The sequence below is a fragment of the Paenibacillus sp. GCM10027628 genome (genome assembly GCF_042676385.1).
Taxonomy (GTDB): Bacteria; Bacillota; Bacilli; order Paenibacillales; family NBRC-103111; genus Paenibacillus_E.
The window spans coordinates 108,329-130,899 of the sequence record NZ_JBHTHA010000048.1 but is presented as its reverse complement, the minus strand read 5'-3'; the positions used below and the strand labels follow the sequence as shown (position 1 = coordinate 130,899).

Annotated in this window: 22 protein-coding genes, 1 pseudogene and 1 riboswitch; of the genes and pseudogenes, 16 read left to right on the top strand and 7 right to left on the bottom strand. The window is 49.6% G+C overall.

What is annotated here, in order from left to right; all coding sequences use genetic code 11:
- Window positions 1-813: 813 nt before the first annotated feature.
- The 3 genes from ACFQZT_RS29825 to ACFQZT_RS29815 all read left to right on the top strand — a co-directional run bounded on the left by ACFQZT_RS29825 (window position 814) and on the right by ACFQZT_RS29815 (window position 3,356).
- Window positions 814-1,407 (top strand): permease, encoded by a 594-nt coding sequence (locus ACFQZT_RS29825; protein ID WP_379306154.1) that lies wholly within the window; start codon window positions 814-816, stop codon window positions 1,405-1,407.
- Window positions 1,408-1,477: 70 nt separating this feature from the next.
- A riboswitch (cyclic di-AMP (ydaO/yuaA leader) is annotated at window positions 1,478-1,629 on the top strand.
- 1 nt (window position 1,630) lies between these two features.
- Window positions 1,631-2,527 (top strand): C40 family peptidase, encoded by an 897-nt coding sequence (locus ACFQZT_RS29820; RefSeq protein ID WP_379306152.1) that lies wholly within the window; start codon window positions 1,631-1,633, stop codon window positions 2,525-2,527.
- A gap of 169 nt (window positions 2,528-2,696) precedes the next feature.
- Window positions 2,697-3,356, top strand: a complete 660-nt coding sequence (locus ACFQZT_RS29815; protein ID WP_379306150.1) for a hypothetical protein — start codon at window positions 2,697-2,699, stop codon at window positions 3,354-3,356.
- Here the strand turns inward: ACFQZT_RS29815 and ACFQZT_RS29810 are convergent.
- The gene (locus ACFQZT_RS29810; protein ID WP_379306148.1) at window positions 3,340-4,812 is read right to left on the bottom strand and encodes a phosphodiester glycosidase family protein; all 1,473 of its coding nucleotides are present in this window, start codon (window positions 4,810-4,812) and stop codon (window positions 3,340-3,342) included. The genes ACFQZT_RS29815 and ACFQZT_RS29810 overlap by 17 nt on opposite strands.
- An 11-nt stretch (window positions 4,813-4,823) precedes the next feature.
- The gene (locus ACFQZT_RS29805; RefSeq protein ID WP_379306147.1) at window positions 4,824-5,993 is read right to left on the bottom strand and encodes a glycosyltransferase family 2 protein; all 1,170 of its coding nucleotides are present in this window, start codon (window positions 5,991-5,993) and stop codon (window positions 4,824-4,826) included.
- 95 nt (window positions 5,994-6,088) lie between these two features.
- On the opposite strand from ACFQZT_RS29805, the gene yyaC reads away from it, so the two are divergent.
- The 3 genes from yyaC (at window position 6,089) to ACFQZT_RS29790 (ending at window position 9,274) form a co-directional block, all read left to right on the top strand.
- A complete protein-coding gene (gene yyaC, locus ACFQZT_RS29800) occupies window positions 6,089-6,634 on the top strand; it encodes a spore protease YyaC (protein ID WP_379306145.1) in 546 nt (181 codons plus the stop codon).
- 59 nt (window positions 6,635-6,693) lie between these two features.
- On the top strand, window positions 6,694-8,484 hold the full coding sequence (locus ACFQZT_RS29795; protein WP_379306143.1) for an ABC transporter ATP-binding protein: 1,791 nt from the start codon (window positions 6,694-6,696) through the stop codon (window positions 8,482-8,484).
- Between the two features lie 340 nt (window positions 8,485-8,824).
- Window positions 8,825-9,274 carry a hypothetical protein gene (locus ACFQZT_RS29790; RefSeq protein ID WP_379306140.1) on the top strand — a complete coding sequence of 150 codons (450 nt, stop codon included), beginning with the start codon at window positions 8,825-8,827 and terminating at the stop codon, window positions 9,272-9,274.
- 106 nt (window positions 9,275-9,380) lie between these two features.
- Here the strand turns inward: ACFQZT_RS29790 and ACFQZT_RS29785 are convergent, their stop codons facing one another.
- Window positions 9,381-9,941, bottom strand: coding sequence for a CcdC protein domain-containing protein (locus ACFQZT_RS29785; RefSeq protein WP_379306138.1), 561 nt, complete (start codon window positions 9,939-9,941; stop codon window positions 9,381-9,383).
- 160 nt (window positions 9,942-10,101) lie between these two features.
- On the opposite strand from ACFQZT_RS29785, the gene ACFQZT_RS29780 reads away from it, so the two are divergent.
- From ACFQZT_RS29780 to ACFQZT_RS29755, 6 genes and pseudogenes are all read left to right on the top strand, one after another.
- Complete coding sequence (locus ACFQZT_RS29780) at window positions 10,102-10,392, top strand: hypothetical protein (RefSeq protein WP_379306136.1); 291 nt, start codon at window positions 10,102-10,104, stop codon at window positions 10,390-10,392.
- The gene (locus ACFQZT_RS29775; protein ID WP_379306134.1) at window positions 10,392-11,027 is read left to right on the top strand and encodes an HAD-IA family hydrolase; all 636 of its coding nucleotides are present in this window, start codon (window positions 10,392-10,394) and stop codon (window positions 11,025-11,027) included. Before ACFQZT_RS29780 ends, ACFQZT_RS29775 begins: the two co-directional genes overlap by 1 nt.
- 66 nt (window positions 11,028-11,093) lie before the next feature.
- A complete protein-coding gene (locus tag ACFQZT_RS29770) occupies window positions 11,094-11,699 on the top strand; it encodes a methyltransferase domain-containing protein (protein WP_379306132.1) in 606 nt (201 codons plus the stop codon).
- Between the two features lie 170 nt (window positions 11,700-11,869).
- The gene (lspA, locus tag ACFQZT_RS29765; RefSeq protein WP_379306130.1) at window positions 11,870-12,337 is read left to right on the top strand and encodes a signal peptidase II; all 468 of its coding nucleotides are present in this window, start codon (window positions 11,870-11,872) and stop codon (window positions 12,335-12,337) included.
- Between the two features lie 79 nt (window positions 12,338-12,416).
- Window positions 12,417-12,761 carry a hypothetical protein gene (locus tag ACFQZT_RS29760; protein WP_379306128.1) on the top strand — a complete coding sequence of 115 codons (345 nt, stop codon included), beginning with the start codon at window positions 12,417-12,419 and terminating at the stop codon, window positions 12,759-12,761.
- 31 nt (window positions 12,762-12,792) lie between these two features.
- Window positions 12,793-13,052: pseudogene (locus tag ACFQZT_RS29755) on the top strand (VOC family protein); the annotation flags it as partial.
- 52 nt (window positions 13,053-13,104) lie between these two features.
- On the opposite strand, the gene ACFQZT_RS29750 reads toward ACFQZT_RS29755, so the two are convergent.
- From ACFQZT_RS29750 to ACFQZT_RS29735, 4 genes are all read right to left on the bottom strand, one after another.
- The gene (locus ACFQZT_RS29750; RefSeq protein WP_379306126.1) at window positions 13,105-13,791 is read right to left on the bottom strand and encodes a DUF559 domain-containing protein; all 687 of its coding nucleotides are present in this window, start codon (window positions 13,789-13,791) and stop codon (window positions 13,105-13,107) included.
- Window positions 13,792-14,279: 488 nt separating this feature from the next.
- Window positions 14,280-16,424 (bottom strand): DNA topoisomerase III, encoded by a 2,145-nt coding sequence (locus ACFQZT_RS29745; protein WP_379306124.1) that lies wholly within the window; start codon window positions 16,422-16,424, stop codon window positions 14,280-14,282.
- Between the two features lie 81 nt (window positions 16,425-16,505).
- Entirely contained in the window at window positions 16,506-16,700 is a 195-nt protein-coding gene (locus ACFQZT_RS29740) for a hypothetical protein (RefSeq protein ID WP_379306122.1), read from the bottom strand.
- Window positions 16,701-16,755: 55 nt separating this feature from the next.
- Window positions 16,756-17,526 carry a TSUP family transporter gene (locus ACFQZT_RS29735; protein ID WP_379306120.1) on the bottom strand — a complete coding sequence of 257 codons (771 nt, stop codon included), beginning with the start codon at window positions 17,524-17,526 and terminating at the stop codon, window positions 16,756-16,758.
- A gap of 366 nt (window positions 17,527-17,892) precedes the next feature.
- Here ACFQZT_RS29735 and ACFQZT_RS29730 point away from each other — a divergent pair, with 366 nt between their 5' ends.
- The 4 genes from ACFQZT_RS29730 (at window position 17,893) to ACFQZT_RS29715 (ending at window position 22,565) form a co-directional block, all read left to right on the top strand.
- Entirely contained in the window at window positions 17,893-19,497 is a 1,605-nt protein-coding gene (locus ACFQZT_RS29730; protein ID WP_379306118.1) for a sensor domain-containing diguanylate cyclase, read from the top strand.
- A 117-nt stretch (window positions 19,498-19,614) separates the two neighbouring features.
- Window positions 19,615-20,754 carry a hypothetical protein gene (locus ACFQZT_RS29725; RefSeq protein WP_379306116.1) on the top strand — a complete coding sequence of 380 codons (1,140 nt, stop codon included), beginning with the start codon at window positions 19,615-19,617 and terminating at the stop codon, window positions 20,752-20,754.
- Entirely contained in the window at window positions 20,747-21,394 is a 648-nt protein-coding gene (locus ACFQZT_RS29720; protein WP_379306115.1) for a DUF4129 domain-containing protein, read from the top strand. Before ACFQZT_RS29725 ends, ACFQZT_RS29720 begins: the two co-directional genes overlap by 8 nt.
- Window positions 21,381-22,565 (top strand): DUF4350 domain-containing protein, encoded by a 1,185-nt coding sequence (locus ACFQZT_RS29715; RefSeq protein WP_379306113.1) that lies wholly within the window; start codon window positions 21,381-21,383, stop codon window positions 22,563-22,565. The genes ACFQZT_RS29720 and ACFQZT_RS29715 overlap by 14 nt, the downstream gene beginning before the upstream one ends.
- Window positions 22,566-22,571 lie beyond the last annotated feature (6 nt).

The window sequence follows — 22,571 nt, the reverse complement described above, 5'->3', positions numbered from 1 at the left end:
CGGTGAATGGATAAAGAATTGGAATGAAGAAAAGCCTGCTGAGGTTTCTCAACAGGCTGAGATCACCGTAAAGGTGATCTTTTTTGTTGTGGCGGAAAGGGAAGAGAACCCACGGAGGGTTCGACCGTCCGTGAAGGCATCGTAGAAAAAACCAGAGTAGGACGCGCGTCCAAATTTACCGCTAGCTGCTTCCGTAGGAAGCATGTTAATGGGAATGTAAGCTGAATAAGGGGCTAGCCACCATGAGAGCTGCAAAGCGTACAACAACAAGTATCACGTGCTGTAGAGATGTTTTTCATCGTTACAATGGGCGAGGGGAAATAAAGTCATGACTCTCGAGAAGGTGGAGGATTGCCAAAGGCAAGTTCGTTCCCAAACGTATGGCTTTAGATAAGGACCGGCAACGGCCGGATTTTTTCACCACATATGAATTTATAAGTTTCCGATGTGTCGGAAAACTAAATTCTTATTGGCGAATAAACCTTCAGCTTAACGCGGTCGCACATCTTCGAAAGACCTCGATAGAGGTTTATCTCATATTATTGATGGAAGGGATAGAACCCATCTGTGGATGAGTGTGCCAATAACGCGGAGCTCGGCAAGAATTGCTAAGCTTCTTTATTTTGTCCAGAAAGAAAGGCATTGATAAAACTAATATAATTAGTTATAATGCTAATTAAATTAGTAAACAAGCAAAAGAAAGTGGTGGGCCTCATGTCATTTATTGTGTTTATGCTTTTATTTACGGTTTTATGCGGTTGGCTGGAAGGCAGAGTGTATTCCCATAAGAAAACAAAAAAGGAGAGGATTTGAATGTTTGCTGGACATTTTGGGCTTGCAGCTGCCGTAAAAGCAAAAACTCCGGAGGTGCCTATCCGGGCGCTCATGCTGAGTACACAACTACTGGATGTTATATTCGTACCTTTATTTTTATCAGGGATTGAAAAGATCGATGATAGTCATGGAACAGGGTATGGGGAAGGTATCATTCACGCCGATTATACGCATTCACTGGTCGGTGCAGGCATCATTGCTTTGTTATCGGCTTTGGTTGCTTGGAAATTATGGGGGAAAAGAGGCGGGATCACGATTGGCTTACTCACTTTTAGCCACTGGGTATTGGATCTACTTGTTCATCGTATGGATATGCCGATCTTGCCGGGGAATGTGGGTGGGCTTCCACTGCTAGGATTCAGCCTATGGCAATGGCCCGCTATTAGCGGATCACTGGAGGTGATTTTGATTGTTGTGGGGGCGATATTGTATTATCGTACCCTTCGCAAGAATATCGGAGTATCGGGAATGCAAGCCGCGTCACAATCATCCATAGTTCGTGCTAGAATCGCAGGCGGTGTCATGGCTGCCCTCCTTATAGCGTCTTTCATCTCGGATATAGCAGCTCATTGATAGAGTGATTGGCAACAATTACTAATTCGCAAAAGTTGTAAATAAAGCTCGATTTATGCTAGTCTATCAGAGTAAAAAAATGCCGAATCTCGGAGCAGCAAAAGCTCCGGTACGGGGGACTTCTTCATCTGGGGTGAATGAGCGCTGCTATGCTAGAGCGCACTAGGGAAAACCTCTTCCCGAACCCGTCAACTAACCTCGGAGGCTTCAAGGAGGCAAAGTTTTGAAAGCTTTTGCAAAACGTCTTATTTGCTCATGCGCATTAATTTGCGCCGCAGTACCCGTATTCTCTGTGTCACAGGCACAAGCAGCAGCGCCATCCTCGTCGGTCAAAGTGCAGATCAATGATGAGATTGTGCAATTTCCGGAAGTCCAGCCTTTTATTGATGCTAAGGGTGTGCTTCAAGTTCCGCTTCGGGTTCTTACTGAGAAGCTTGGATACGAAGTAGCATGGGCTAAGCAGGGGAATGAAGTTGTTGTTGGCTTGACGCGAAACAAGCAGTCGATCCTTTTGACCACAGATGTGCAGCAAGCGATCGTGGATAAAAAAAGAATCAGCTTGGAGAGCAGCCCGGTGCTTTATCAAGGGAATACATACGTACCTCTTCGGTTTATTACCGAAACGTTCGGCTCGCCTATCGAGTGGAACGAAGCAAACCAGATTGCGATTGTAGATGCTGATGGCAAGTCGCATAAACCGGCTTGGATCGCACCGCCACCGCCACCACCGCCACCAGCACCTCCAGCTGCACCGCCTGCTCCGTCCATGACGGATCAAATCATACAAACGGCGAACGCTTACATGGGCGTGCCGTACGCTTGGGGAGGGACAACCCCGAACGGGTTTGATTGCTCCGGTTTTGTACGCTATGTGTTTCAATCCAAGGGGATTGATCTGCCGCGAACATCAGGTGATATGCACAATGAGGCAGGAACGCCGGTAACGGATTTGAAGGTAGGGGACCTGGTCTTCTTTGGATCGAAATCGATCGATCACGTCGGCATTTATGTTGGAAATGATGAGTTCATTTCTGCGACTAACAAAAGAGGAGTTGCCATCGAAAGTTTGGCAAGCTCGTACTGGAGCGCTAGATACGTAGGAGCGAAAAGAGTGCTGTAAGTAAGGTTAGGTTTTGAACGCTTGTTTTCAATTCTCTCTTCAAAGAGAGGATCGAAAGCGGGCGTTTCTTTTTTTTGTGCGAAATTCTGCGATTTTTATCGAATTTTTATTGATTTTCACCTATAATGAAGGAATGTTTGGAAGTGAGAAAGCAGGTGACGAGTTGTCCATGCAACTAAGTGTTTGGAAACAATGGTTTCATAGGAAAAAACAATCCGAATCCATCGGTACTTTACATACAAAAGAAATCGCGGCCGCAATTCCAGAGGAGATTATGGGAGTCATCACGCGCTTTTTCAAAACTTACAACCATTTTCTTGGCGCACGCAGCCTGCAAACGGATACGTTTATTAAAGAAGTTTTTTACGCCACGAAGCAGGATCCTAGGGATCAACGCTCTATCGATGAGATGGAGACTTATATTCATCAAAAGAATGTGATGCGCCTCAGATTAAAATCCTATGAAATCGATGAGTTTCTTAGGTTGGGCGAAGACGTTTGCATGATCGGCGTTACGAGAGAATTTAGTAATCATCATAGAAATCGCGTGCTCTATTTTATGATAAAAGAAGAAGGGGCTTGGCGGTTTCATCATATAGCGAGGTCTCATCATGGGACGGTGCTCGATAAATTTCAAGTGAAAGAGCAAGTTGGTTTCGTAGTCGGCAATGAAAAAGCCGCTCTACTGTTCATGACACACGCCCAGTCATCTGACGCATCCACTTATATGACGGGTGATTATGTCCATGTGGAAGGATATCTGGAAGTGGAACAGCAAGTGAGCGGCCAGCTCTACTACAGAATTGTGCGTATCAACCGGGTACATTAAACGTAAGCGAGGCCCGGAAAAGCTGCGGATCCCAGTTGACCCTACCGCCCAACGATTCCATAACCGCACGAAGCGGCATATAAATATGTCCGTCGACGATGGTCGGCGCCTCAGGCAAAGTAACGGCATTTCCGTTCCAGAACATCACGGAGTGGTCCGGTTGCAGCTGAAGCCGGTTGATACCATACTGTACCGTTAGCGTGCGAGTCGTACCGTTCCAATCAAATTGCGCTCCGATTCGCTCCAGAATGCCGCGGAATGGCACCATGCTCGTCTCCTGCTGCAAATACCCTCTAAACTCTTGGACGAATTGTCCATTGACCTCTACCTGAATTTGCGGTTGCTCTAATCGTTCCACAACAAGCGCATTGCTAAGCGCCCTCCCGGGATTCCTCAGCATCGATCCATTGGCGAATAAGGCAGAACTTGCGCCTCCATCCAAATTCATCGCATCCGTTAACCCCAGCTCCAAAAGTACTTGCGCCATATCGGAGATCGTAGCAGTCGATAGTGTGCCTATGATAAGCCGATGGGAATCATCCGTGCCTATAAAACTTCGAACGTTGGCATTCGTTGTTATTTTGGGATCGGTAAAGCCGTCTCTCGTAAAATCAATATCGGGAAGGCCATTGGTCAGAAGTCGGGGACCTGCGCCGACCGCAGCATCCACAGCGGGTAAAGCCGAACTGCTGCCTGAATCCAGGTTGTTCAGGGTTGTTGCTAGTTTAATAGGATCTCCGACATGAATATTCGGTAGCACATAGGTTGAATTATTGGCGCTTGAACCGATAAGCAAGACATACCCATCTTCGGGAATATCAACACCGTCTTGAGTGATGGAAGTAATTTTACCCTCTTGAATGACGGCTTTGGTCGAGTTCGGAAAATCAACCCGTTTCCCAAATGCTCCGGTATACCACACGACTTGATCGTTTTCCGAATCACCATAGTATTTGTTTATACCCCAGGCGGTAAAGGTATAAGGCTTATTTTGGTGGTTAACGGTGACTTTTTGCGTAGTTTCGATACGCTGCAAGCTGGCTGTTTTGTCAGCTAGTACGAGAAAAGCAGAATTGATTCCCGAGTGTATAAGTTCACCAGAGTCGATGAGCAGGCCATTCGGGTAGCGCTTGGTGACGTCTTTTTCATAGGAGTCGAAAAAAGTTCCGTTGATGCCGGCTAGCGCATGGCTTCTTGTCATCATGGAATCGAAAGATTCGTCGTGCCCGATGCCGGCCTCTGCAGTCACTGGCTTCACGCGGATATAAGGATCTTTGAGATCGACGGATATCCATTGGGCTGTGAAAGATTTACCGTTGTAGGAAAGGGTACGGCTTTGGGTCTGGACGGAATCTTGCGCCGATGCGGCGTTAGGTAAGGCGAAAACTGAGACCAGCAGGCCGCTTAGTACTCCGAGGTGTGCAATTTTGTGTTTGATAAGCATGGCTGCGTTCATTCCTTCCGCTCTTATTTCTTTTTTAATTCGCGCAGGGAGTAGAACGTTCCTCTCCAATAGATGCCACCCTGTTTCCAAGTGAGCCAGACCGAGCGAATGATGGTATAAAGAAGAAGCGCAGCGCTTATAGGAAGCTGGTAGGCTTCGCTCCCACGCTTGCCCATGATTCGATCGATCAAAATGCGATACAGCCAGATTTGCAGGATAACGGAGATGCTGAGGGCGACACCCTTCCAATCCCAAAAGACCAAGAGGCCTAGCCATGGGAATATAAAGAAAATCAGCTGCCCGATGCAGGCCAGCAGAGCAATGCCAAAACTGTAATGAAAGCCGGAGAATAGATTTTTCTCCAATCCAGTGATGGCTTCCCTAAGTGAGCGGTACCATTCCACCTGCAGGGTGTGTTTGCCGGACAGCACTTTTTGCTTAAAGCCTGCGCGTTTGAGGAAGATACCGAGCTGTAAGTCATCATCCGGACGCAACGCGATGGACTTGTGTGTGCCGATGGCTTCATAGGCGGCGCGGCTAACCATATTAAAGGCTCCGATGCCGATGCCTTGGCGGCGGGAGCCGTCAATATTGGCCCGCCATGGACGAACAAATAGAGAAAATGAAAACAGAAAAAAATGAACGAAGCCTCGTAACAGCGAGCCTCGGGCGATCATATTTGGCGTCAGCGTGAGGTGATGCACTTCATGTTCCTTCATAAACGCGACGGCATCCGATATAGTTGCAGGTGAAAAAATAATATCCGCATCGGTAAACAGCAAGTACTGACCTCGAGCTTGCAAATATCCTTGATATAGGGCGTGATTCTTGCCAAGCCAGCCTTCCGGCAAATGGGTGATATGAATGATTTGCAACGGAGTGCGTATGCCCTCTTTGTATTCGGACCATTTGCGCAGCTCTTCAAGCTTGACGCCCGTAGCATCTTTAGAACGGTCATTGACAGCGATGATCTCGAGGCGGGGATAATTTTGCGAGAGCAGATGCCGTACCGTATCGAGAATGGTGGACTCCTCTTCTTTGGCGGCAATGATCACAGATACGAGGGGAGGCTTGTCCGGTTGCTTGATTGACCTGGGCAGCGTATGCATCAGATGTAAGCCGCGATAGGCTTCTAACGACATGATAATCCAGTAGAGGAGGATCAGGATTGTGACAATTCCGAGGGTGGACATGGTGCACCTCCTTGTGAAAGAATAGAAGTTGACCGCATTATAACATTGGGCGGAAGCAAGGAGCAATCATCCTGAAGGCTTGAAGAGGAGGGCTTATGGGGGAACAACGTGCTGGGACTCAGGAGCAATACTGGAGAAAAATAAATGGGGAACAGCTGAGGCTGTTTCTTTTAGAAATCGTAAAGGAGAAGGGGCTCAAGCCGGATACTGTGGCATTTGTATGTATAGGAACGGATCGTTCAACGGGTGATGCGCTTGGCCCTCTTGTTGGTTCAAGACTAAGGGAAGCGGGATATCCCATGGTTATTGGCACTTTGGAGGCGCCTTGTGATGCCAGTAATCTCGTGGAGCGCTTGAAGGAAATTCCTGAAGGTAGCGTAATTATAGCAATCGATGCGTGCTTAGGGCAGAAACAATCCGTGGGTTTGTACCAAGTGTCCAATCAACCGCTGGCGCCGGGCAAATCGTTAGGTAAAGTGCTTCCGCAGGTCGGGGATTATACGATCGCTGCGATTGTAAACGCGGACGGACCGAAACAGTATGGGATTCTGCAGACGACTTCGCTTTACAGCGTACTCAAAATGACGGAGGAAGTGACGAAGGCGATTTTGCACGCTTTGCCGATCTGGAGGGTGATGTGAGCACGGGAGAGAATGGCGATGTGCAGAAGGAGTAAAGACAGATGAGACCTGGAGGAAGTATGGGCGGATTAGCTGATAGAATGAATAATCGCCCTAAGGCGAAATTAAAGGATGTATCGGTTCGTAGAATTTGGCAGCTGTTTCATGGCTATTGGGGTCAGTTGATTGCGATTATAGGTCTGGCCCTGGTTGCCGCGGTTATTGGTCTGATACCGCCGCTCGTGATGAAAGAAATTATTGATAAGGCGATTCCGCAGGGGAGCATGCGGTTGCTGGCGGAGATGGCGCTGCTGATGATTCTGCTGCCGGTCGTGAGCGGCACGCTGGGGGTATGGCAAAATCATTTGAACACGAAAGTGACCCAGGGGGTTATTCGCGATTTGGGGCAATCGCTTTATCATAATTTGCAGCGGCAATCGATGGCGTTTTTCACGGATGCCCGATCGGGTGAGATTGTGCAGCGGATTACCGGGGATGTGCAGGCGGTTCAAAATGTGGTCACCTCGCTCGTCGTCTCCTCGATTACACAGATCGTCATTGTTGCGACGACAATGGGCATTTTGTTCGCATTGGACTGGAAGCTCGCAATTATCTCAATGATCATTCTTCCGTTGTTCGTGCTCCCAGTGAAAAAGGTGTCGAAAGTGCGAAAACAACTGCGCAGTGAGACACAAAAAGTCCGTTCTGATATTGCTGCCCAATTGGGGGAAAGCTTCGGTATCTCAGGCGCGCTGCTGACGCGCATTTTCGGAAGAGAGCGGCAGCAGGAGGCGGAATTCACGGCCATGAACCAGAAGGTCATGGACTTGGAGCTGAGACTGAACCTGGTGGGCCGCTGGTTCGGTATGGCGACGAACACGCTGGGGCCGCTGGGCACAGCGATTATTTATTTGTACGGCGGCTACTCGGTCGTCACAGGAAGCATGACGCTCGGCGCGATCGTCGCTTTCGCGGCCTACCTCGGCCGCCTGTATATGCCTGTAGGTACGCTATTGAACCTACAGGTGGAGTTGGCGACGGCGCTGGGGGTATTCCAGCGCATTTTCGAATACCAGGACATGGTTCCCGATGTCCTGGATGCCCTTGACGCGCGATCGCTGACGCAGGTCGTGGGCCGTGTGGCTTATAAGCAGGTTTCCTTTGCTTATAAGCCTGGGCAGTACGCGCTGCGCGACGTCACGTTTGACGCGCAGCCGGGAGAGATGGTCGCGCTCGTCGGGCCGAGCGGCGCGGGGAAATCGACGCTGATCGGCATGATCGCGCGTCTGTACGACCCGACAGCGGGCGTCGTCGAGGTCGATGGGGTGAACGTACGCGACGTGCAGCTGGCCTCGCTGCGCTCGCAAATCGCGTACGTGACGCAGGAGTCGTTCCTGTTTCACGCGACGATCGGCGATAATTTGCGCTTTGCGAAGGCGGACGCTAGCGCTGAAGAGATGGAGGCCGCGTGCCGCCAGGCCTACATCCACGATTTCATTGTGTCGCTCCCCGAAGGGTACGACACGATGGTGGGTGAGCGCGGCCACCGGCTCTCCGGCGGCGAGCGCCAGCGGATCGCGATTGCCCGCGCGATCCTGAAGCGCCCGCGCATCCTCATCCTCGATGAGGCGACCTCGCACCTGGACTCGGAATCCGAGTCCTATGTGCAGGCCGCGCTCGAGGAGCTGATGCAGGGTCGCACGACGCTCGTGATCGCGCACCGGCTCTCCACGGTGCTGGCCGCCGATCACATTCTGGTGATCGAGGCGGGCAGCGTCGTGGAGCGGGGCACGCACAGCGAGCTGCTCGCGCTGGACGGGCTATACGCGCGGCTGTATCGCACGCAGTTCGCGAAGGCGGTGGAGGCGTAGCCAGTCGGCGTGGGCCGATGGGTGGCCGGACCATGCTGTAAGGGTGTTTTTCGCCGCTACAACTGGAAGAACAGGCAGAATTTCGACTGTAGCGTCCTTGTGGGCCCTTACAACTTGGAATCACCTGCTAGGCGAGGCGAAAATGAGGTTGAAAGGCCCATTTGGGGCGTTACAGAACGAGTTTGCGCACGCAACCGGACTGTAGCGCCTTTTTTGGTCTTTACAGTCACGGATTGCCGCGACTTTAATGTATTTCACCTCCTACCCCCTCAAACTCTAGCAGTCTATCGAATTCTATAATCTAGATAGGCCAATAGATGATTTGAAGGAGGTTTTCACTATGAATTCGTTCAGAAGAACACTATCCACAGTCACCAAGCCTTTTTCTTTTGTGCATAAGACGTTAGTCGGTTTAGGATTTGACAAAACAAAGGACAAGCATGTTTCGATGTACAAGCTTGCTTTTGTCAGTCCGGAAACGGACAGGAGCTATACGTTATACGTTACCGCGCATACAATGGAGAATGGACAGGCCGAAGTTAAGCTTAGTGAAGCAAGCTTTGATGAGAAGCATGTACCTTATCAAGTGAAAGAAGCCGCGATTAGCAAGCTGCGGGATGTCGCTGATTATTTGGAGCAGCATAGTCGTACGTTGAAACTTGTGGAGGATACGCACAATAGTATGGCGCCCACGGAAGACGAAATGATTGTGCTGGGTAAGCAAATGAAGCATATGAAGACGGGCAGCGAACTGCTGGAAGAAGGGCTTGTGCCTGACCCGATACAATGAGATAGCGATATTAAAAAACGGACTTCCTGTTGATACAGGGAGCCCGTTTTTTTGTTTTACATGAAATTTTATGCAATTCAATTTTCAAGATAATGGCTACAATTTATTACACATTGTCAGTCGTAGCACTTGATTGGGAATCCGTATCGCCCGCATGCGGAGCTTTATCCAGCTTGACCTCTTCGCGCAGCAGGTAGCTGAAAAACAAAATGTAATAAGACACGATAACAAAGAAAACACCGGCTGTCAGCGGGTCTTTCGTGAATTGCGAGGGATCGGCCGGGTTCATTGCGTTTGGATTCGATGCAATGGCCACGAAGGCGATCCGATAAGCAACCCTTCCCAAGAACAGGACGAGAACGGTGATCTCGACCCACAAGTGGGTCCTATAATACCAGCCGTCGGCACGATGCTCAAAGCGGGTATGGCGAATGGCGGTGAGTCCGAGAGCGACACCTGCGGCAAGGCCGGCTGCATAGCTGATGAAATGGATCGGATGGACGAATCCGAACATGAAAATGATGAGACCGATCAAGCTAAAAATGCCGATACGGAATTTCAATCTCCCCGGGGAGAGACGTTGAAAGCCGATCGTTCGTTTCGTACGCCGATAAATAATCAAAGCCACTAGTAAAAACGGAATGGCATAATGAGTCCAATTTTGCATGTTGAATCCTCCAAGTGTTTTGCATTTTTCTTATTGTAACAAATTTAGGCGACTCGTCATGAAAAATATTTTCGCGTTTACAAAAAACTGTCATACACTTAATAGTACGTCGATAAACTTACTATTACACACAAAATGTGCGTAAGGAGTTGATAGAAAGATGGCTTTAATCCCACATGTTAATGTATGTAATGCAGATCAAGAAATTTACTGCTGTCTCCGTAATAAAATCGTGAAGCTCGATGCCAATCAGCAGGCACAGTTTTGCAGCAGTTGTAAAATGTTTGCAGGCGAGGCAGACGGCTATGAACATGGCGTGACTTGTGTCTGGGAAGATTTACGGGATATTAGCAATCCCCACATCGTTCAGGACCCGCTGGAGGAGTTTATTCAGAATCAAATTAAGCAAGTGCCGCCTGAGGGTCCGGCCTTCTATTTATATTCATCCTGATGATCAGGCATATTCTCTTTGATTTCGATGGAACGTTGGTCGATTCCCGGGCATTGTTCGTTAAGCTTTATAACGAAATGGCAGTCCAGTACCGCTTCCGCCCTATTCTCGAACAAGATCTCACGCTGCTGCGTTCTTTGTCCATTTCTGAACGTGTCGAAAGGCTGGGTGTACCTGTCCTGCAAATTCCTAAGCTTGCCATGGCCGGAAGGTTGCGATATCAGGAAAACATTCGAACCCTGCATATCGTACCTGGTATGAAAGAAGTGCTTGCCCGATTATCGGCACAGGGGCTGAAGAGCTCTATCCTTTCTTCGAATTCAGCGGGCAATATCCGCTTATTCCTCAGACATAACAAGCTGGAGGGTGCTTTCAAAGAAATTATTTCTTCTAAGCCCTTATTTGGCAAGCACCACGCCATCCGTAAAATGATGAAAGACCGGGGGACGACCCCGTCGCAAATGATCTATGTCGGTGATGAGCTAAGGGATATTGAAGCATGCAAAAAATTAGGCGTCCCGATTATCGCGGTAACCTGGGGATATGACGCCCCCGACCTGCTGCGTAGCGGGAAACCTGACTATATGGCCAATTCGCCGGCAGAGCTGCTAAAAATTCTCTTGACCTTGACGTAACGTCAAGGTTTATTTTGCTTGTATGGGTGCGCGCGCCTGAGTGAAGCGAAAGAGAGGATGCAAGAGATGGATAAAGAACAGCTTCAAGAGCTTTATCAACAAGATGCTTACTACTGGGGAAAGGAACCGAATAATCTGGTTCGATTGATTTCCCAATTCGGCATAGCCGGCGGATATGCCGTCGATCTGGGGGCAGGCGAAGGCAGAGACAGCGTGTATTTGGCGCAGCAAGGGTATGAGGTGCTCGCTGTAGATCTGGCTCCGGCAGGGTTGGACAAAGTCAAGAGCTTGGCTAAGGAGTTCAGTGTCAGGTTGGATGTGGAGGAAGCGGATATTAACGATTTCCAGCCTCAACAGGCTGTCAATCTGCTCTATACCATCGGAGCACTCCAGTATGTTCGCCCTGATAGAAGGTGGGAGCAGTTCGCGAATTGGAAAGCGAATACGGTTGCGGGCGGACTGCATGTACTGTTCGCTTTTAACGACCATCCGGATGTATTGGTCGCGCCTGACTGGGGGCGCAATGAATATTTGTATGCCTTGGGAGAGTTGCAGACCTATTATGCCGATTGGGAATTGCTTTATGTAGAGGAATATATTTTTGATTGCCAATCTTCCGGCATACCGCACCAACATGCGGCAACCGTTCTGATCGCGCGCAAGCCATCCTAAAGACTATAGCCCTGGATGAAAAACGGCTCTCTTCGCTGCTCTGATGCGAATTGAGTCGCTTTTTTTTTATCTACAGACCCTCGGTGCCAGCTTGCTCGAGTTTGTGATTGCCCTCAGCATTCGCAGTCTGCTCCCGAAATCATGTAAAATAGAAATAAGAAGGGAGCGGGATGCGCGCGATGTTATTCTACCTGATTGTTATTATTGTGGCGGCGGCGGATCAAGTGTCCAAATACGCCATTCGATCCACGCTGCAGGTTGGCGAATCAATGCCTTTTTATAAAGATTTCCTTACGTTTACGCATTATCAAAATACCGGTGCCGCTGGGAGCACGCTGCAAGGGGGAGCCCGATATTTGGGCGTTCTGGCTGTGATTTTTATCGTTGTTGTTCTTTACTATCGGCACAAGGGTAAAATCAAGGGCTTCCTGCAAGAAGGAGGTGCGGCCTTTTTCGTAGGCGGAGCGGTCGGCAATGGATTGGATCGGCTGCTTCATGGGAAAGTCACGGATTTCCTTGTTTTTCATTCCGGTAATGGGGTTCTGAATCTAGCGGATTTGGCGATTAATCTGGGGGTCTTGTTCATCGTTGCTGACCTTTTTATTTCATTGCGCAGAAGAAAAGGGATAAGTCTTTGATCCTATATGAATAGAACTAAAGAACTAATTATGTTATCCTTTAATAAGCTAAGTTTAACGTAATTAGGAGATGATGGATTTGTCTTCGCAAAGACAAGAGTTAATCGACAGTTTTTTTGAAATGATACGCAGTCTTAATCGTACGGGAGCAGACATCATTCGGGTGAGAGACTTCTTCTGGAAGGTTTCGGAAATTCGCGCGTTTGTTCCGCCAACTGTAGAGTTTATGGCTGTGCTCAAGACATATAATGCGGTGCTGTTCCACGAATTCCGAAGTTCTCTGGTTCCGAATTCAAGCATGCACTTGCTCGCAAGTGTGCGTATGGAAGCTGGAGACGCGCTGATTAATTTGGGCATTACGACAATCGAGCAACTGGAAATCGCGATTAAAGGTGAAGCTCGAGCGGTGAGCGAGACTTCTTGACCGGAATCAGGTAATGCTGAGGAAGCGATGAGTGATGCATGTTACTTTCAAATTGAAGGGGCAGACGTTTATAGCAATTGATAACAGCAGCAAGCAAGAACACTCATTAACACCAGCAATATCCTTATTCATAACGTGTGAAACTGTGGAAGAAATAAATAGAGTTTTTGAGCGGTTATCGCAAGGGGCAAAGTTCTAATGGCATTAGAACCATCGCCTGTAAGTAAGAAGTTCGGATGGGTTGAGGATAAATATGGTGTCTCCTGGCAATTGAACCTGGCTAAAAGCTGACTCCGTTTTGGGCAGGTAGTTGATTAGGCTTAAGCATGAGGTTTCTGATTTGTTAGTGAGTTTTGTCCCACATTTTTAATGCGGATGGGGCAATCCGATAGTATCGGATACGTTGTTGTCCTTCTCCTGCTGGCTCCAACAACTGTTTCACGGTCATACTTCGTAAAATTTGACGTGCTTTTTCATTTTTCACATGCAGCAATTCGCTCACATCTCGCGGGCTTAAAGATCTATCCAGACCTAAAGCGAAGCGAAAAACCTCCTTTTCGATATAGTCCATCTTGGAAGTTGTCTCACTCCTTTCACCAAAATACCGCCCCATAAATTGCTGCAGCATTTGCTCGCACATGCGAGGCCTATCTTTTACATCGTCGTAAGCAAAACGAAGAACCTTCCAACCATCGATAATTAGATGATTTTGCCTGATCCATTGGTCAGAAAACTGCGTCCGGCTGATCTGCGCCGAATGTGTCCCGTATCCATCAATTTCAATGGCTAGTCGCAGCGAATGGCGGATGAACGCGAAGTCGATAAACCGGGTACCGTCGCGAAAATCCCTCACTTCATACTCAGGATGCAGATGCTTAAAGTCGCCGAAGGCTTTCCACCACACAAGCTGGAGAAAAAGCTTCTCGGCATGTCCGTGCCCCTCTCTAAGTCTTCGTAAACGTTCCCCTTTTCGGATGGCGAGATGCTGCTGCAAATAAACTTCGTATGCTTTATCAAATGTTTGGTCCATACCCAATTCACTCCCTGGAAATAAATAAGCCGCTTCTCTAGTTCAGCTAGTGCTGAACCAGAAAAGCGGCGTGTGCTTCACAACCGTTTTGCAAGAATTATATCATATTCGTGGGAAACTTGATAGATGCAGACATGGGACTCGGTTTAAAGCGGTTTTACCGTCTTAAGCAGGCAAGAGTGGTAGCATCGGCGACTTTAAGACGGTTTTTACGCGTAAAAGTCGAGGAGAGACGCCGTTTTTCCTTGATTGGCTGGACTTAAGATGGTTTTACCGTCTTAAGCAGGCAAGAGTGGTAGCATCGGCGACTTTAAGACGGTTTTTCCGCGTAAAAGTCGAGGAGAGACGCCGTTTTTCCTTGAATGGCTGGACTTAAGACGGTTTTACCGTCTTAAGCAGCCAAGAGGCGTCGCATAGGCGACTTTAAGATGGTTTTTCCGTGTAAAAGTCAAGGAGAGACGCCGCTTTTCCTTGAATGGTTGGACCGATTAGTCATTCTTTTCTTGCAGCGCAGCCTTGAGCTTTTCGGCAAGGCTGTTGCCAAGAGACGAATTATCGGAGAATTTCTCGATCAGGTGTCGGTTCGTTTTAGCTGAAGCACGGCGGCCTCCGGAGCCTTCGTTCTCCAGTTTTTCGACCACGTTGCAAGGGCGGCATTGAAAATATTTGCCCGATTTGCCGGTGTGAATTTCCATCTTTTTGTGGCATTGCGGGCATCTTCGATTCGACAGCTGCCCGTCGGCTTCACGTTTATAAGAGCACTCCCGGCTTGAACATACCAAGTACCGGCCTCGTTTACCTTTCACTTCCTGAAGAAATTCTCCACACTCAGGGCATTTGCTCCCCGTTAAATTATGCGGCTTGTATGCGGCTGAACTCTTCTTGATCTCACTCACCAGTTCATCAGCTTTGGAACGAATGCCGCTCAGAAATTGTTCCACGCTTCCCTTGCCTTTCGCAATCCGTTCCAGCTCCAGCTCCCAGCGAGCGGTAAGCTCCGGAGAGCGCAGCTCTTCCGAGGCTAGTTCGATAAGTTGAGCGCCTTTGCCCGTTGGCATGAGCTGCGAGCCTTGACGTTCAATAGTGTCAGAGGAGACCAGCTTCTCGATAATATCGGCCCTTGTCGCAGGCGTGCCTAGGTTATGCTTCTCCATCTGCGATAACAGTGACGCCTCGTTATAACGCGCCGGCGGCTTTGTTTGGCGGCTCAACTGCCGGCTGTTTTTGACGGTTACCGCGTCCATGGCTTTAGCTTGCGGCAGCAATTGGGGGGCTTCTTCATCGGAGGCATCCGTTTCCTCGCGGTCAGGATCCGTAAAGTCGGATGTGCCATAGACTTCCTTCCAGCCGGCTTGCTTAATGACTTTGCCGGAGGCGTAGAGCTTCTCGCCAGCCACATCTACCGTCAGCTTGGTTTCATCGTAACGGCATGGCCCATAAAAAAGAGCGATGAATCGACGGACGATGAGGTCATAAAGCCTGCGTTCGTCTGCGCTCAACGTGGCTAGCGAGATGGCTTCACCCGTCGGAATGATCGCGTGATGGTCGCTCACTTTGCTATCGTCGACGATACGCTTCGTGATCGTTAACGGTTTCCTTATAAAAGGAGCGGCTAGCGCAGCATACGGCCCAATTGCCGCACCCTTGAGCCTGCCAGGCAGGGTAGGCACCATATCGGAGGTCAAATACCGCGAATCGGTTCGCGGGTAGGTGACCAGTTTGTACTGCTCATACAGCCGCTGGAGCACATTCGACGTCTGTTTCGCAGAGAATCCGAACTTGCGGTTCGCATCCCGCTGCAGCTCGGTCAGATCGTAAGCCAGCGGATGCGGAATTTGCTTCTCGGTTTGCTGGACCTGGACGATCTTGCCACTCTGCCCTTGAAGCTTCGCCTTAAGCGCATCTGCGTGCTCCCGGTCGAAGATACGCGGGTCGCCTGTCTTCGGGTCGCGCCAGGTTGCGCGGAAAGATCCCAGATCAGCCTCGATGATCCAGTAATCGACGGAACGGAAATCGCGAATCTCCTTCTCGCGATTCATCATCATCGCCAGCGTAGGCGTCTGCACGCGCCCGGCGGATAGAGACGCGCCGAACTTGCTGGTCAGCGCGCGCGTCACATTGAGGCCGATCAGCCAATCGGCCTCGGAACGGCACACGGCTGCCTGATACAGCCGGTTATAGTCCGTGCCCGGCTTCAGCTGAGCGAAGCCGTCGCGAATCGCCTGATCCGTCTGCGACGAGATCCAAAGCCGCTTAAACGGCTTTTTCCAACGGATCAGCTCCATGATCCAGCGCGCGACGAGCTCGCCTTCGCGCCCGGCATCCGTCGCAATGACCAGCTCAGCGAGGTCGCTGCGACGACTTAACTGCTCAATCGCACGGTACTGGTGCGAAGTTTCTTTGATGACCTTGAGCTTCATCCGATCCGGGATGATGGGGAGGTCTTCGAGGTTCCAGGTTTTGTACTTGGCGTCGTAATCATCAGGCTCGGCCAAGGTAACGAGATGGCCAAGCGCCCAAGTCACGACATATTTAGGGCCTTCATAATGGTGTTTTTGTTTTTGGGTGCAGCCAAGGACGCGGGCGATTTCTTTGGCGACGCTTGGTTTTTCGGTTAGTACGAGTATTTTCATGATACTAGCTACCTCATCTCCGTATTCTTCTCCATGGGCATGGATCGGTCATGAGATAAGTTTATCACAGTGAAAGGCACCTTACGATTTTTTCCCGAAAGTACCGATCCGGGCGTGAAAGAGACCCATGACCAGGATGCCTGCGGCGATAAAGCGCAATGCCAACCAAGGATACGGCTCTATATTTGCCCAATATCCAAGCAAACCTGCCAGGATAAATAAGATCCAGCCTAATATTCCATCCGGTTCGATAAACCTGAAGCATCCGGCTTCCATATAAAAAACGGCCCCTTTGCAAACCATGCAAATAGAGCCGTTACTATGTAAACAATTATACGTGAAAAACCAGTGTCCAAACTTGCTTGCCGATCAGCAGCAGTGTGACAAGAATGAAGAGCGGCTTCACGAAGGTGCTGCCTTTGCGGATGGCCACTTGAGAGCCGATGAGGGCACCAAAGACCATCGCTATCCCCATAGGCAGACCGTAATACCAATTGACGGATTTCATAAGGAAAAAGGTGCCAAGGCTCGCCACATTGCTTGCTAGGTTTAATACTTTGGCATTGGCCGAAGCGCCTACGAAGTCGAAACCAACCATTAAGAACAGAAAGATAAGGAAGGATCCTGCGCCGGGACCGAAAAATCCGTCATAAAAACCGATCGCAAAAGCGCCGATGACCAGGAGCGTGACCGTTTTCGTTGTCAGCCCTCCGAAAGTGGAAGCGACGCCCCAGTTTTTCTTGGTGAGAGTATAGATGGTAACAATGATCAGCATGATGACCACAAGCGGCTTGAGAAAATCGGAAGGAATTTGTTTCACGGTATATGTTCCGAGTATCGCGCCGATAAAAGAAAGCGGAAAAAGCCAGGCAGCGAGCCGCATATTCACTTTTTTGGACAGCAAAAAAGAGCTGGTGCTTGTCAGCGAGGACATCGTCCCGCCAAGCTTGTTCGTTCCCAGGCCGAAGACGGGAGGAAGACCGGCGAAGAGCAGCGCGGGAAGGGAGATGAGTCCGCCGCCGCCTACGACGGAATCGATGAAAGCCGCGAGAAATCCGGCCCCAATCAAAAATAGAAGCATTTCTAGACTTGGATATTCCATGATGATGGCTCCTTTATATGAATCAGCGTATGATACAAGTTAGCATAAGCGAAAAGAGCACGCTTTTCAACGACAAAAGTTGACAGGGCGTGACCCTATAAAAGAGGAAGATGAAATAAGGACAAAAATGTGCCGGGAACGATAAGGACCTGGCCATCGGCAGGGCTTCTCGTGTTATGGGGTCTTTGCAACTGGAGTTGATGAATCCGATGATAAGCCGAGTGTGCGGCGGGAATGTAAGTGACATGTTCATAGGGCTCAAGCAGGAAAATGAAGAATTTTGTCGTAAAAAAGAGGTTTTTGTCTACCTTTATCCTAATTTATGGGTATAATCAGGAGATAAAGGGTGTAGAGGAGAACAAAACCTTGAAGCGAAGGGTCTATTCTTATTTTTTAAACCAGACGATACAGGAGCGGTTTCGTTTTTGGATCGGCGTTGTTATTGTTGCGCTGGGCTTTTCCATTATCGTTCCGTTTTATTTCACCGAAAGACACAACCGTTTGACAGAAGTGGAGAGCCAACTCCAACAAATTGTAGCTTTGCAGAGCTTATATATTGAAAGATGGAGTCAGGAAAAACTGGATACGATCAAACGGTTCGCGGGTTCCGACAATGCCAAGCGTCATCAGATCGCAGCTTTAAGAAAGGAAGTTGAGGGTTATTCTAGTGTTCACTCCGAGTTCGACAGTTATTTCTTTGTCGATCAAGAAGGGTATACGCTGTCGGATACGAACCCTAACTCGAGGACGTATGTCGGAGATCGAACTTATTTTGAACAGGCTGTCAAGAAAAAGGATTATATCTCCGGCGTCGTCGTTAACAAAGTGACAGGGAAACCAATGATCACTTTTTCTTCTCCCGTGCTCGGGGAGGATGGAGAATTTCGAGGCATTGTCGTTGGAACCGTATCGGTAGATATGCTGGAGAAGTTGATGGAGCAGCTAAGTTTTGGCAAAACGGGTGAAGTTTTTGTCTTGGATATGCAAGGTAAGGTGGTCACCTCTTCGAGAGCCCAGAGCAAGTCGGAAGTCAATACCACGATGATGACGGATATTATTCGGAGAGCTAAAGATAAAGTCAATTCGAATGAATCATATATTGGATTTCACGGTCAGAGCGTGTATGGGCAATACAAATGGTCTTTGGGCAACAATTGGATCGTGGTTGGGGAAATCTCCAAAGATGAAGTTTTTGAGAATCTTAATGAACTGAGCATTACGATTATGGTGATCACCTTCATTGCACTTATATTGAGCTATGCGGCGGCTGTCGGCGTCACATCGCGTATCGAACGATCGATTCGTTATCTCATTCGAGGTACGAAAATCATTCAAAGCGGCAACTATGACTACAAGATCGATGAAGATAAAATTAAGCTTGCGCCCGTTGAGCTGAGACAGTTATGCAGAACGTTCAATTTAATGTCCAGTAAGCTTAAAGATAACATAACGCTGTTGGAACATTCGGCGCTTATAGACCAGCTAACGCAGATCCATAATCGACGTTATATGATGATGGAAGGCGGCAACCGATTGCAGGCCTGCATCGCAGCGGGCGATACATGTTCGGTGATGATGATCGATATTGATCGATTTAAGAAGATCAACGATACCTACGGTCACTTAATCGGGGACCGTGTCCTTCATCATGTGGCATCCCTATTGAGCCAGCATGCGGCTAAAGAGATGATCGTCGCCCGTTATGGCGGGGAAGAGTTTATTATTTTGGCGCCACACCTCAATGCGGAAGCGTGCGCCCGGCAGGCAGAGAAATTGAGACAGCAGCTGCTGGCACAGCCATATGTGGAAGAAAACATCAACATTCCGATAACGGCAAGTATCGGCGTGGCCGAGTACTCGCCAAATCCTGAATATGGAACCAATATCCTGGAAGACATGGTGTCCCGTGCTGACCACGCTCTATATCGGGCAAAGTCAGGAGGACGCAATAGAGTGGAACTAGATCGATGACGACGACGTTCGTTGATCTAGTTTTTTTGATTCATGTAAAATGTGGTCGGAAACCCGAATGTTTAGTGTATAATAGGCAGTGTGTTGAATAAATTACCAACTTTTAGGGGGATTTCCATGCTGAACACGCCGTTAAGGCCAATGGGAATTGGAAGAATCTTAGATCGAAGCTTCCAGTTGTATCGTAGACATTTTGTGAAATTAACACTAATCATGCTGATCTTATATGGTCCATTCTATTTGCTGCAGCATTTGCTGTTCTATCATGAGGCAGTGAACTCATCCGCTTCCTCTATACTGGATCAACTTCGGACTGGAGCCTCATGGCAGGATATCGTTCAATCGGGGGGGGCTTTTAAAAGAAATACGACAGGCATTGATTGGTGGAAAGTGGTTTTTTTCTTGCTAGTGCTGCTACCACTGTTCCTGCTCGGATTGATGCCGGCTTCGGTAGCATCCGTCGTGCACTTGGTGAAAGCGAATATGCTGGGTGAAGAAATACCCGATGTTGGACAACTGCTGAAAAAATCGTTTCGCCGGTTCTGGCCGTTAGCGGGCAGCACGGTTCTGAATTTGTTAATCATGGTCGGGATGTACATAGGGTTTGTACTCATTGTCGTAATCTTTGTAATGATCTTCGTGTTTGGGGCAGGCATTTCGACCGTTGTAGGCGGAGGAGCCGGCGGGGTCGCCGCATTTGGTATCCTTTTTTTCATTCTATTAGCATTAGCCATTATCGTAACTTGGTCTTATTTCTTCATTCGCTGGGGTTACTTTCTCCCGATTGTAGCGCTAGGGGAAGATTCGATTGGTCTGGGCCACAGCTGGAGATTGACGCGCAAAAATTTTTGGCGTTTATTCCTTATGTACGTCGTGCTCGTATTGATATTGTACTTTTTCCAATTGGTTATTGAATTGATTATTAACGTCGTGTTTGGCATGGGGTTGGGCGGACAACTGCTGCAAAGCCTCGTTTCCATCTTGGTCTCTCCGCTTTGGCTGCTGCCTTATGCGGTCAGCTTTTTTGATTTGAAGGTAAGGAATGAGGGGTTAGGGCTTGAATCTTTGATCAACAATACGGTACATACGGGACCGTTTGAACAGCCTTCACAGCCTGAATCGGAACTGCATGACCCGTTTGATCCATTCCAAGAACCTCACGAGCGAAACCAAGCATCGGAGATCGAACGAACCGGCAAGGAAGCTGCGCCGGAGAACGATCCAAAACCGGAGGATGCGGATAAAAAGAATGATTAGTGCAGGGCCGACTACTTCCGTACAGCAAGATAAAGAGCAGCTTCAAACCATTTTAAACCAAGATGAATATACATCTTACTACCCTAAGTCGCACGGTTCATTCTGGGATTGGCTGAAACCCTTTTGGCGTAAAATACGGAGCTTGCTGCCGGATTTTCATGTATCTGAATCGGCTAGCAATTGGCTTACGCTGGTTGTTATGGTCGTGATGCTTGGCATCGCGGTATTCGCGATCTTTTGGTTCTCGAGGCAAATCATCCGGCAGAAACGCATCCGGTCTGCGGCTTACTTGCCCGCTGGTGAGCTAAGCCGCTCCTATGAGTACTATTGGAGACAGGCGTTAGCGTTGAAACAATCAGGCGATTGGAGAGAAGGCGTGCGTTCGGTCTTCCTCTCCTTTCTGTTCTATTTGGAGTCCAAACGGTCCATTCGCGTGGAAACATGGAAGACCAATTGGGAGTATGCGGAGGAGTTGGCGGGAACTTCACCCCAGTTAGCTCCCTTATTCCAAGAAAGCTCGCTGGTGTTTGAGCGGATCTGGTACGGCAAAGAAGAGGTGACGGAAGAGCAGTTCGCTTCCATGTACGAGCAGGTGGCACAGGTGATCGGGATGGAGGTGGACGGCCATGAGACAGCTTAATAAGCTGCATGCGGGACTAGCGCTCAGCATAATGCTGTTTCTCCTGCTGGGTTACTGGACCGTAAAGCCTGCAGTTACCGATCAACCGCCTTTCTTGTCTTTTTCGGCGGATGTTGATGGGACTAAAGCTTGGAGAGAATGGCTAAGCAAGAAGCAGCAAAAGGTTAAAGAGTGGCGTTTGGGCTGGGCTTATTTGCCGAATCAAACCTCGATGCTGCTTGTTGCCATTCAGCCGTCGGTTGTAACGATGCCGGATCGCGAGAAGCTGCTCAGTTGGGTTCGGCAAGGGAATGATATGATTTTGTTCGATCAACATCCGGATGGTTGGCAGGAATGGGCGATCGATCCTGTAAAGGATGACCCGAAGGATAAAGAACGCGTGACAACGGCGAAGACGATTACAGCCTCGCCGGGTTATATCCAGACTGAAGGCTCTTTGACCGGTAAGGTGGACACGCTTTACAGGTTAAAGCCGAACGGGCAGGGACAGGATTTGTTCAGCGATGAGCAAGGCGTGCTCGCCAGACGCGTAGCCGTAGGAGCAGGCAGCATCACCGTGGTGCTGACGCCGAACTGGATGATGAATGGGACGATCGTTAAGGAGTCCCATTTTGAATTGATCTGGCCGCTGTTCGCGAAGTCCTGGAACGCCGTGTGGGTAGACGAGACCCACCACGGCTTCGGGACGAAGCCCGGACTGCTGGCCGTTTACCCCGCGTGGCTTGTGCTCGCAAGCACGCAGCTCGGCCTTGCGCTGCTGCTATGGCTTTGGCTGCGCGGCAAGCGCTTTGGCCCCGTCCACACGCCGCGGGCGTGGACGGTCCGGCGCGGCGACGAAACGCTGCAAGCTGTCGCCGCTTGGTACGAGCGCCTCGGCTATCGCGACGAGGCGCTTGCGCACCAGCAGCAGCTCCTGCGGCAGCTGCTGGCTCAGCGCTGGGGGCTCAGCCCCAGCGCCAGCACTGAGCAGGCCGCGGAAGCCGCGCGCGGCCGCTGGCCCGAGGCGCAGGCGGCGCTGCTGGCGCGCCTGCTCGGGGATCCGCCGCCGGCTGCGGGCGGCGGCGACGGCGCTTCGCCCCGCGCTGCGAAGCAGCGGGGCGTCAGTACGAAAGCGTTCGTGCAGCGAACGCGGGAGATGGGCGAGATGATCGCCTACCTGGAGAAGGAGTGAGCGAAA

What these genes read in the sequence shown, in the direction of transcription:
- ACFQZT_RS29825 (WP_379306154.1), top strand. Translation starts at nt 814, where the DNA reads ATGTTTGCTGGACATTTTGGGCTTGCAGCTGCCGTAAAAGCAAAAACT.
- ACFQZT_RS29815 (WP_379306150.1), top strand. Translation starts at nt 2,697, where the DNA reads ATGCAACTAAGTGTTTGGAAACAATGGTTTCATAGGAAAAAACAATCC.
- ACFQZT_RS29810 (WP_379306148.1), bottom strand. Translation starts at nt 4,812, where the DNA reads ATGAACGCAGCCATGCTTATCAAACACAAAATTGCACACCTCGGAGTA.
- ACFQZT_RS29805 (WP_379306147.1), bottom strand. Translation starts at nt 5,993, where the DNA reads ATGTCCACCCTCGGAATTGTCACAATCCTGATCCTCCTCTACTGGATT.
- yyaC (WP_379306145.1), top strand. Translation starts at nt 6,089, where the DNA reads ATGGGGGAACAACGTGCTGGGACTCAGGAGCAATACTGGAGAAAAATA.
- ACFQZT_RS29795 (WP_379306143.1), top strand. Translation starts at nt 6,694, where the DNA reads ATGGGCGGATTAGCTGATAGAATGAATAATCGCCCTAAGGCGAAATTA.
- ACFQZT_RS29790 (WP_379306140.1), top strand. Translation starts at nt 8,825, where the DNA reads ATGAATTCGTTCAGAAGAACACTATCCACAGTCACCAAGCCTTTTTCT.
- ACFQZT_RS29785 (WP_379306138.1), bottom strand. Translation starts at nt 9,941, where the DNA reads ATGCAAAATTGGACTCATTATGCCATTCCGTTTTTACTAGTGGCTTTG.
- ACFQZT_RS29780 (WP_379306136.1), top strand. Translation starts at nt 10,102, where the DNA reads ATGGCTTTAATCCCACATGTTAATGTATGTAATGCAGATCAAGAAATT.
- ACFQZT_RS29775 (WP_379306134.1), top strand. Translation starts at nt 10,392, where the DNA reads ATGATCAGGCATATTCTCTTTGATTTCGATGGAACGTTGGTCGATTCC.
- ACFQZT_RS29770 (WP_379306132.1), top strand. Translation starts at nt 11,094, where the DNA reads ATGGATAAAGAACAGCTTCAAGAGCTTTATCAACAAGATGCTTACTAC.
- lspA (WP_379306130.1), top strand. Translation starts at nt 11,870, where the DNA reads ATGCGCGCGATGTTATTCTACCTGATTGTTATTATTGTGGCGGCGGCG.
- ACFQZT_RS29750 (WP_379306126.1), bottom strand. Translation starts at nt 13,791, where the DNA reads ATGGACCAAACATTTGATAAAGCATACGAAGTTTATTTGCAGCAGCAT.
- ACFQZT_RS29745 (WP_379306124.1), bottom strand. Translation starts at nt 16,424, where the DNA reads ATGAAAATACTCGTACTAACCGAAAAACCAAGCGTCGCCAAAGAAATC.
- ACFQZT_RS29740 (WP_379306122.1), bottom strand. Translation starts at nt 16,700, where the DNA reads ATGGAAGCCGGATGCTTCAGGTTTATCGAACCGGATGGAATATTAGGC.
- ACFQZT_RS29735 (WP_379306120.1), bottom strand. Translation starts at nt 17,526, where the DNA reads ATGGAATATCCAAGTCTAGAAATGCTTCTATTTTTGATTGGGGCCGGA.
- ACFQZT_RS29725 (WP_379306116.1), top strand. Translation starts at nt 19,615, where the DNA reads ATGCTGAACACGCCGTTAAGGCCAATGGGAATTGGAAGAATCTTAGAT.
- ACFQZT_RS29720 (WP_379306115.1), top strand. Translation starts at nt 20,747, where the DNA reads ATGATTAGTGCAGGGCCGACTACTTCCGTACAGCAAGATAAAGAGCAG.
- ACFQZT_RS29715 (WP_379306113.1), top strand. Translation starts at nt 21,381, where the DNA reads ATGAGACAGCTTAATAAGCTGCATGCGGGACTAGCGCTCAGCATAATG.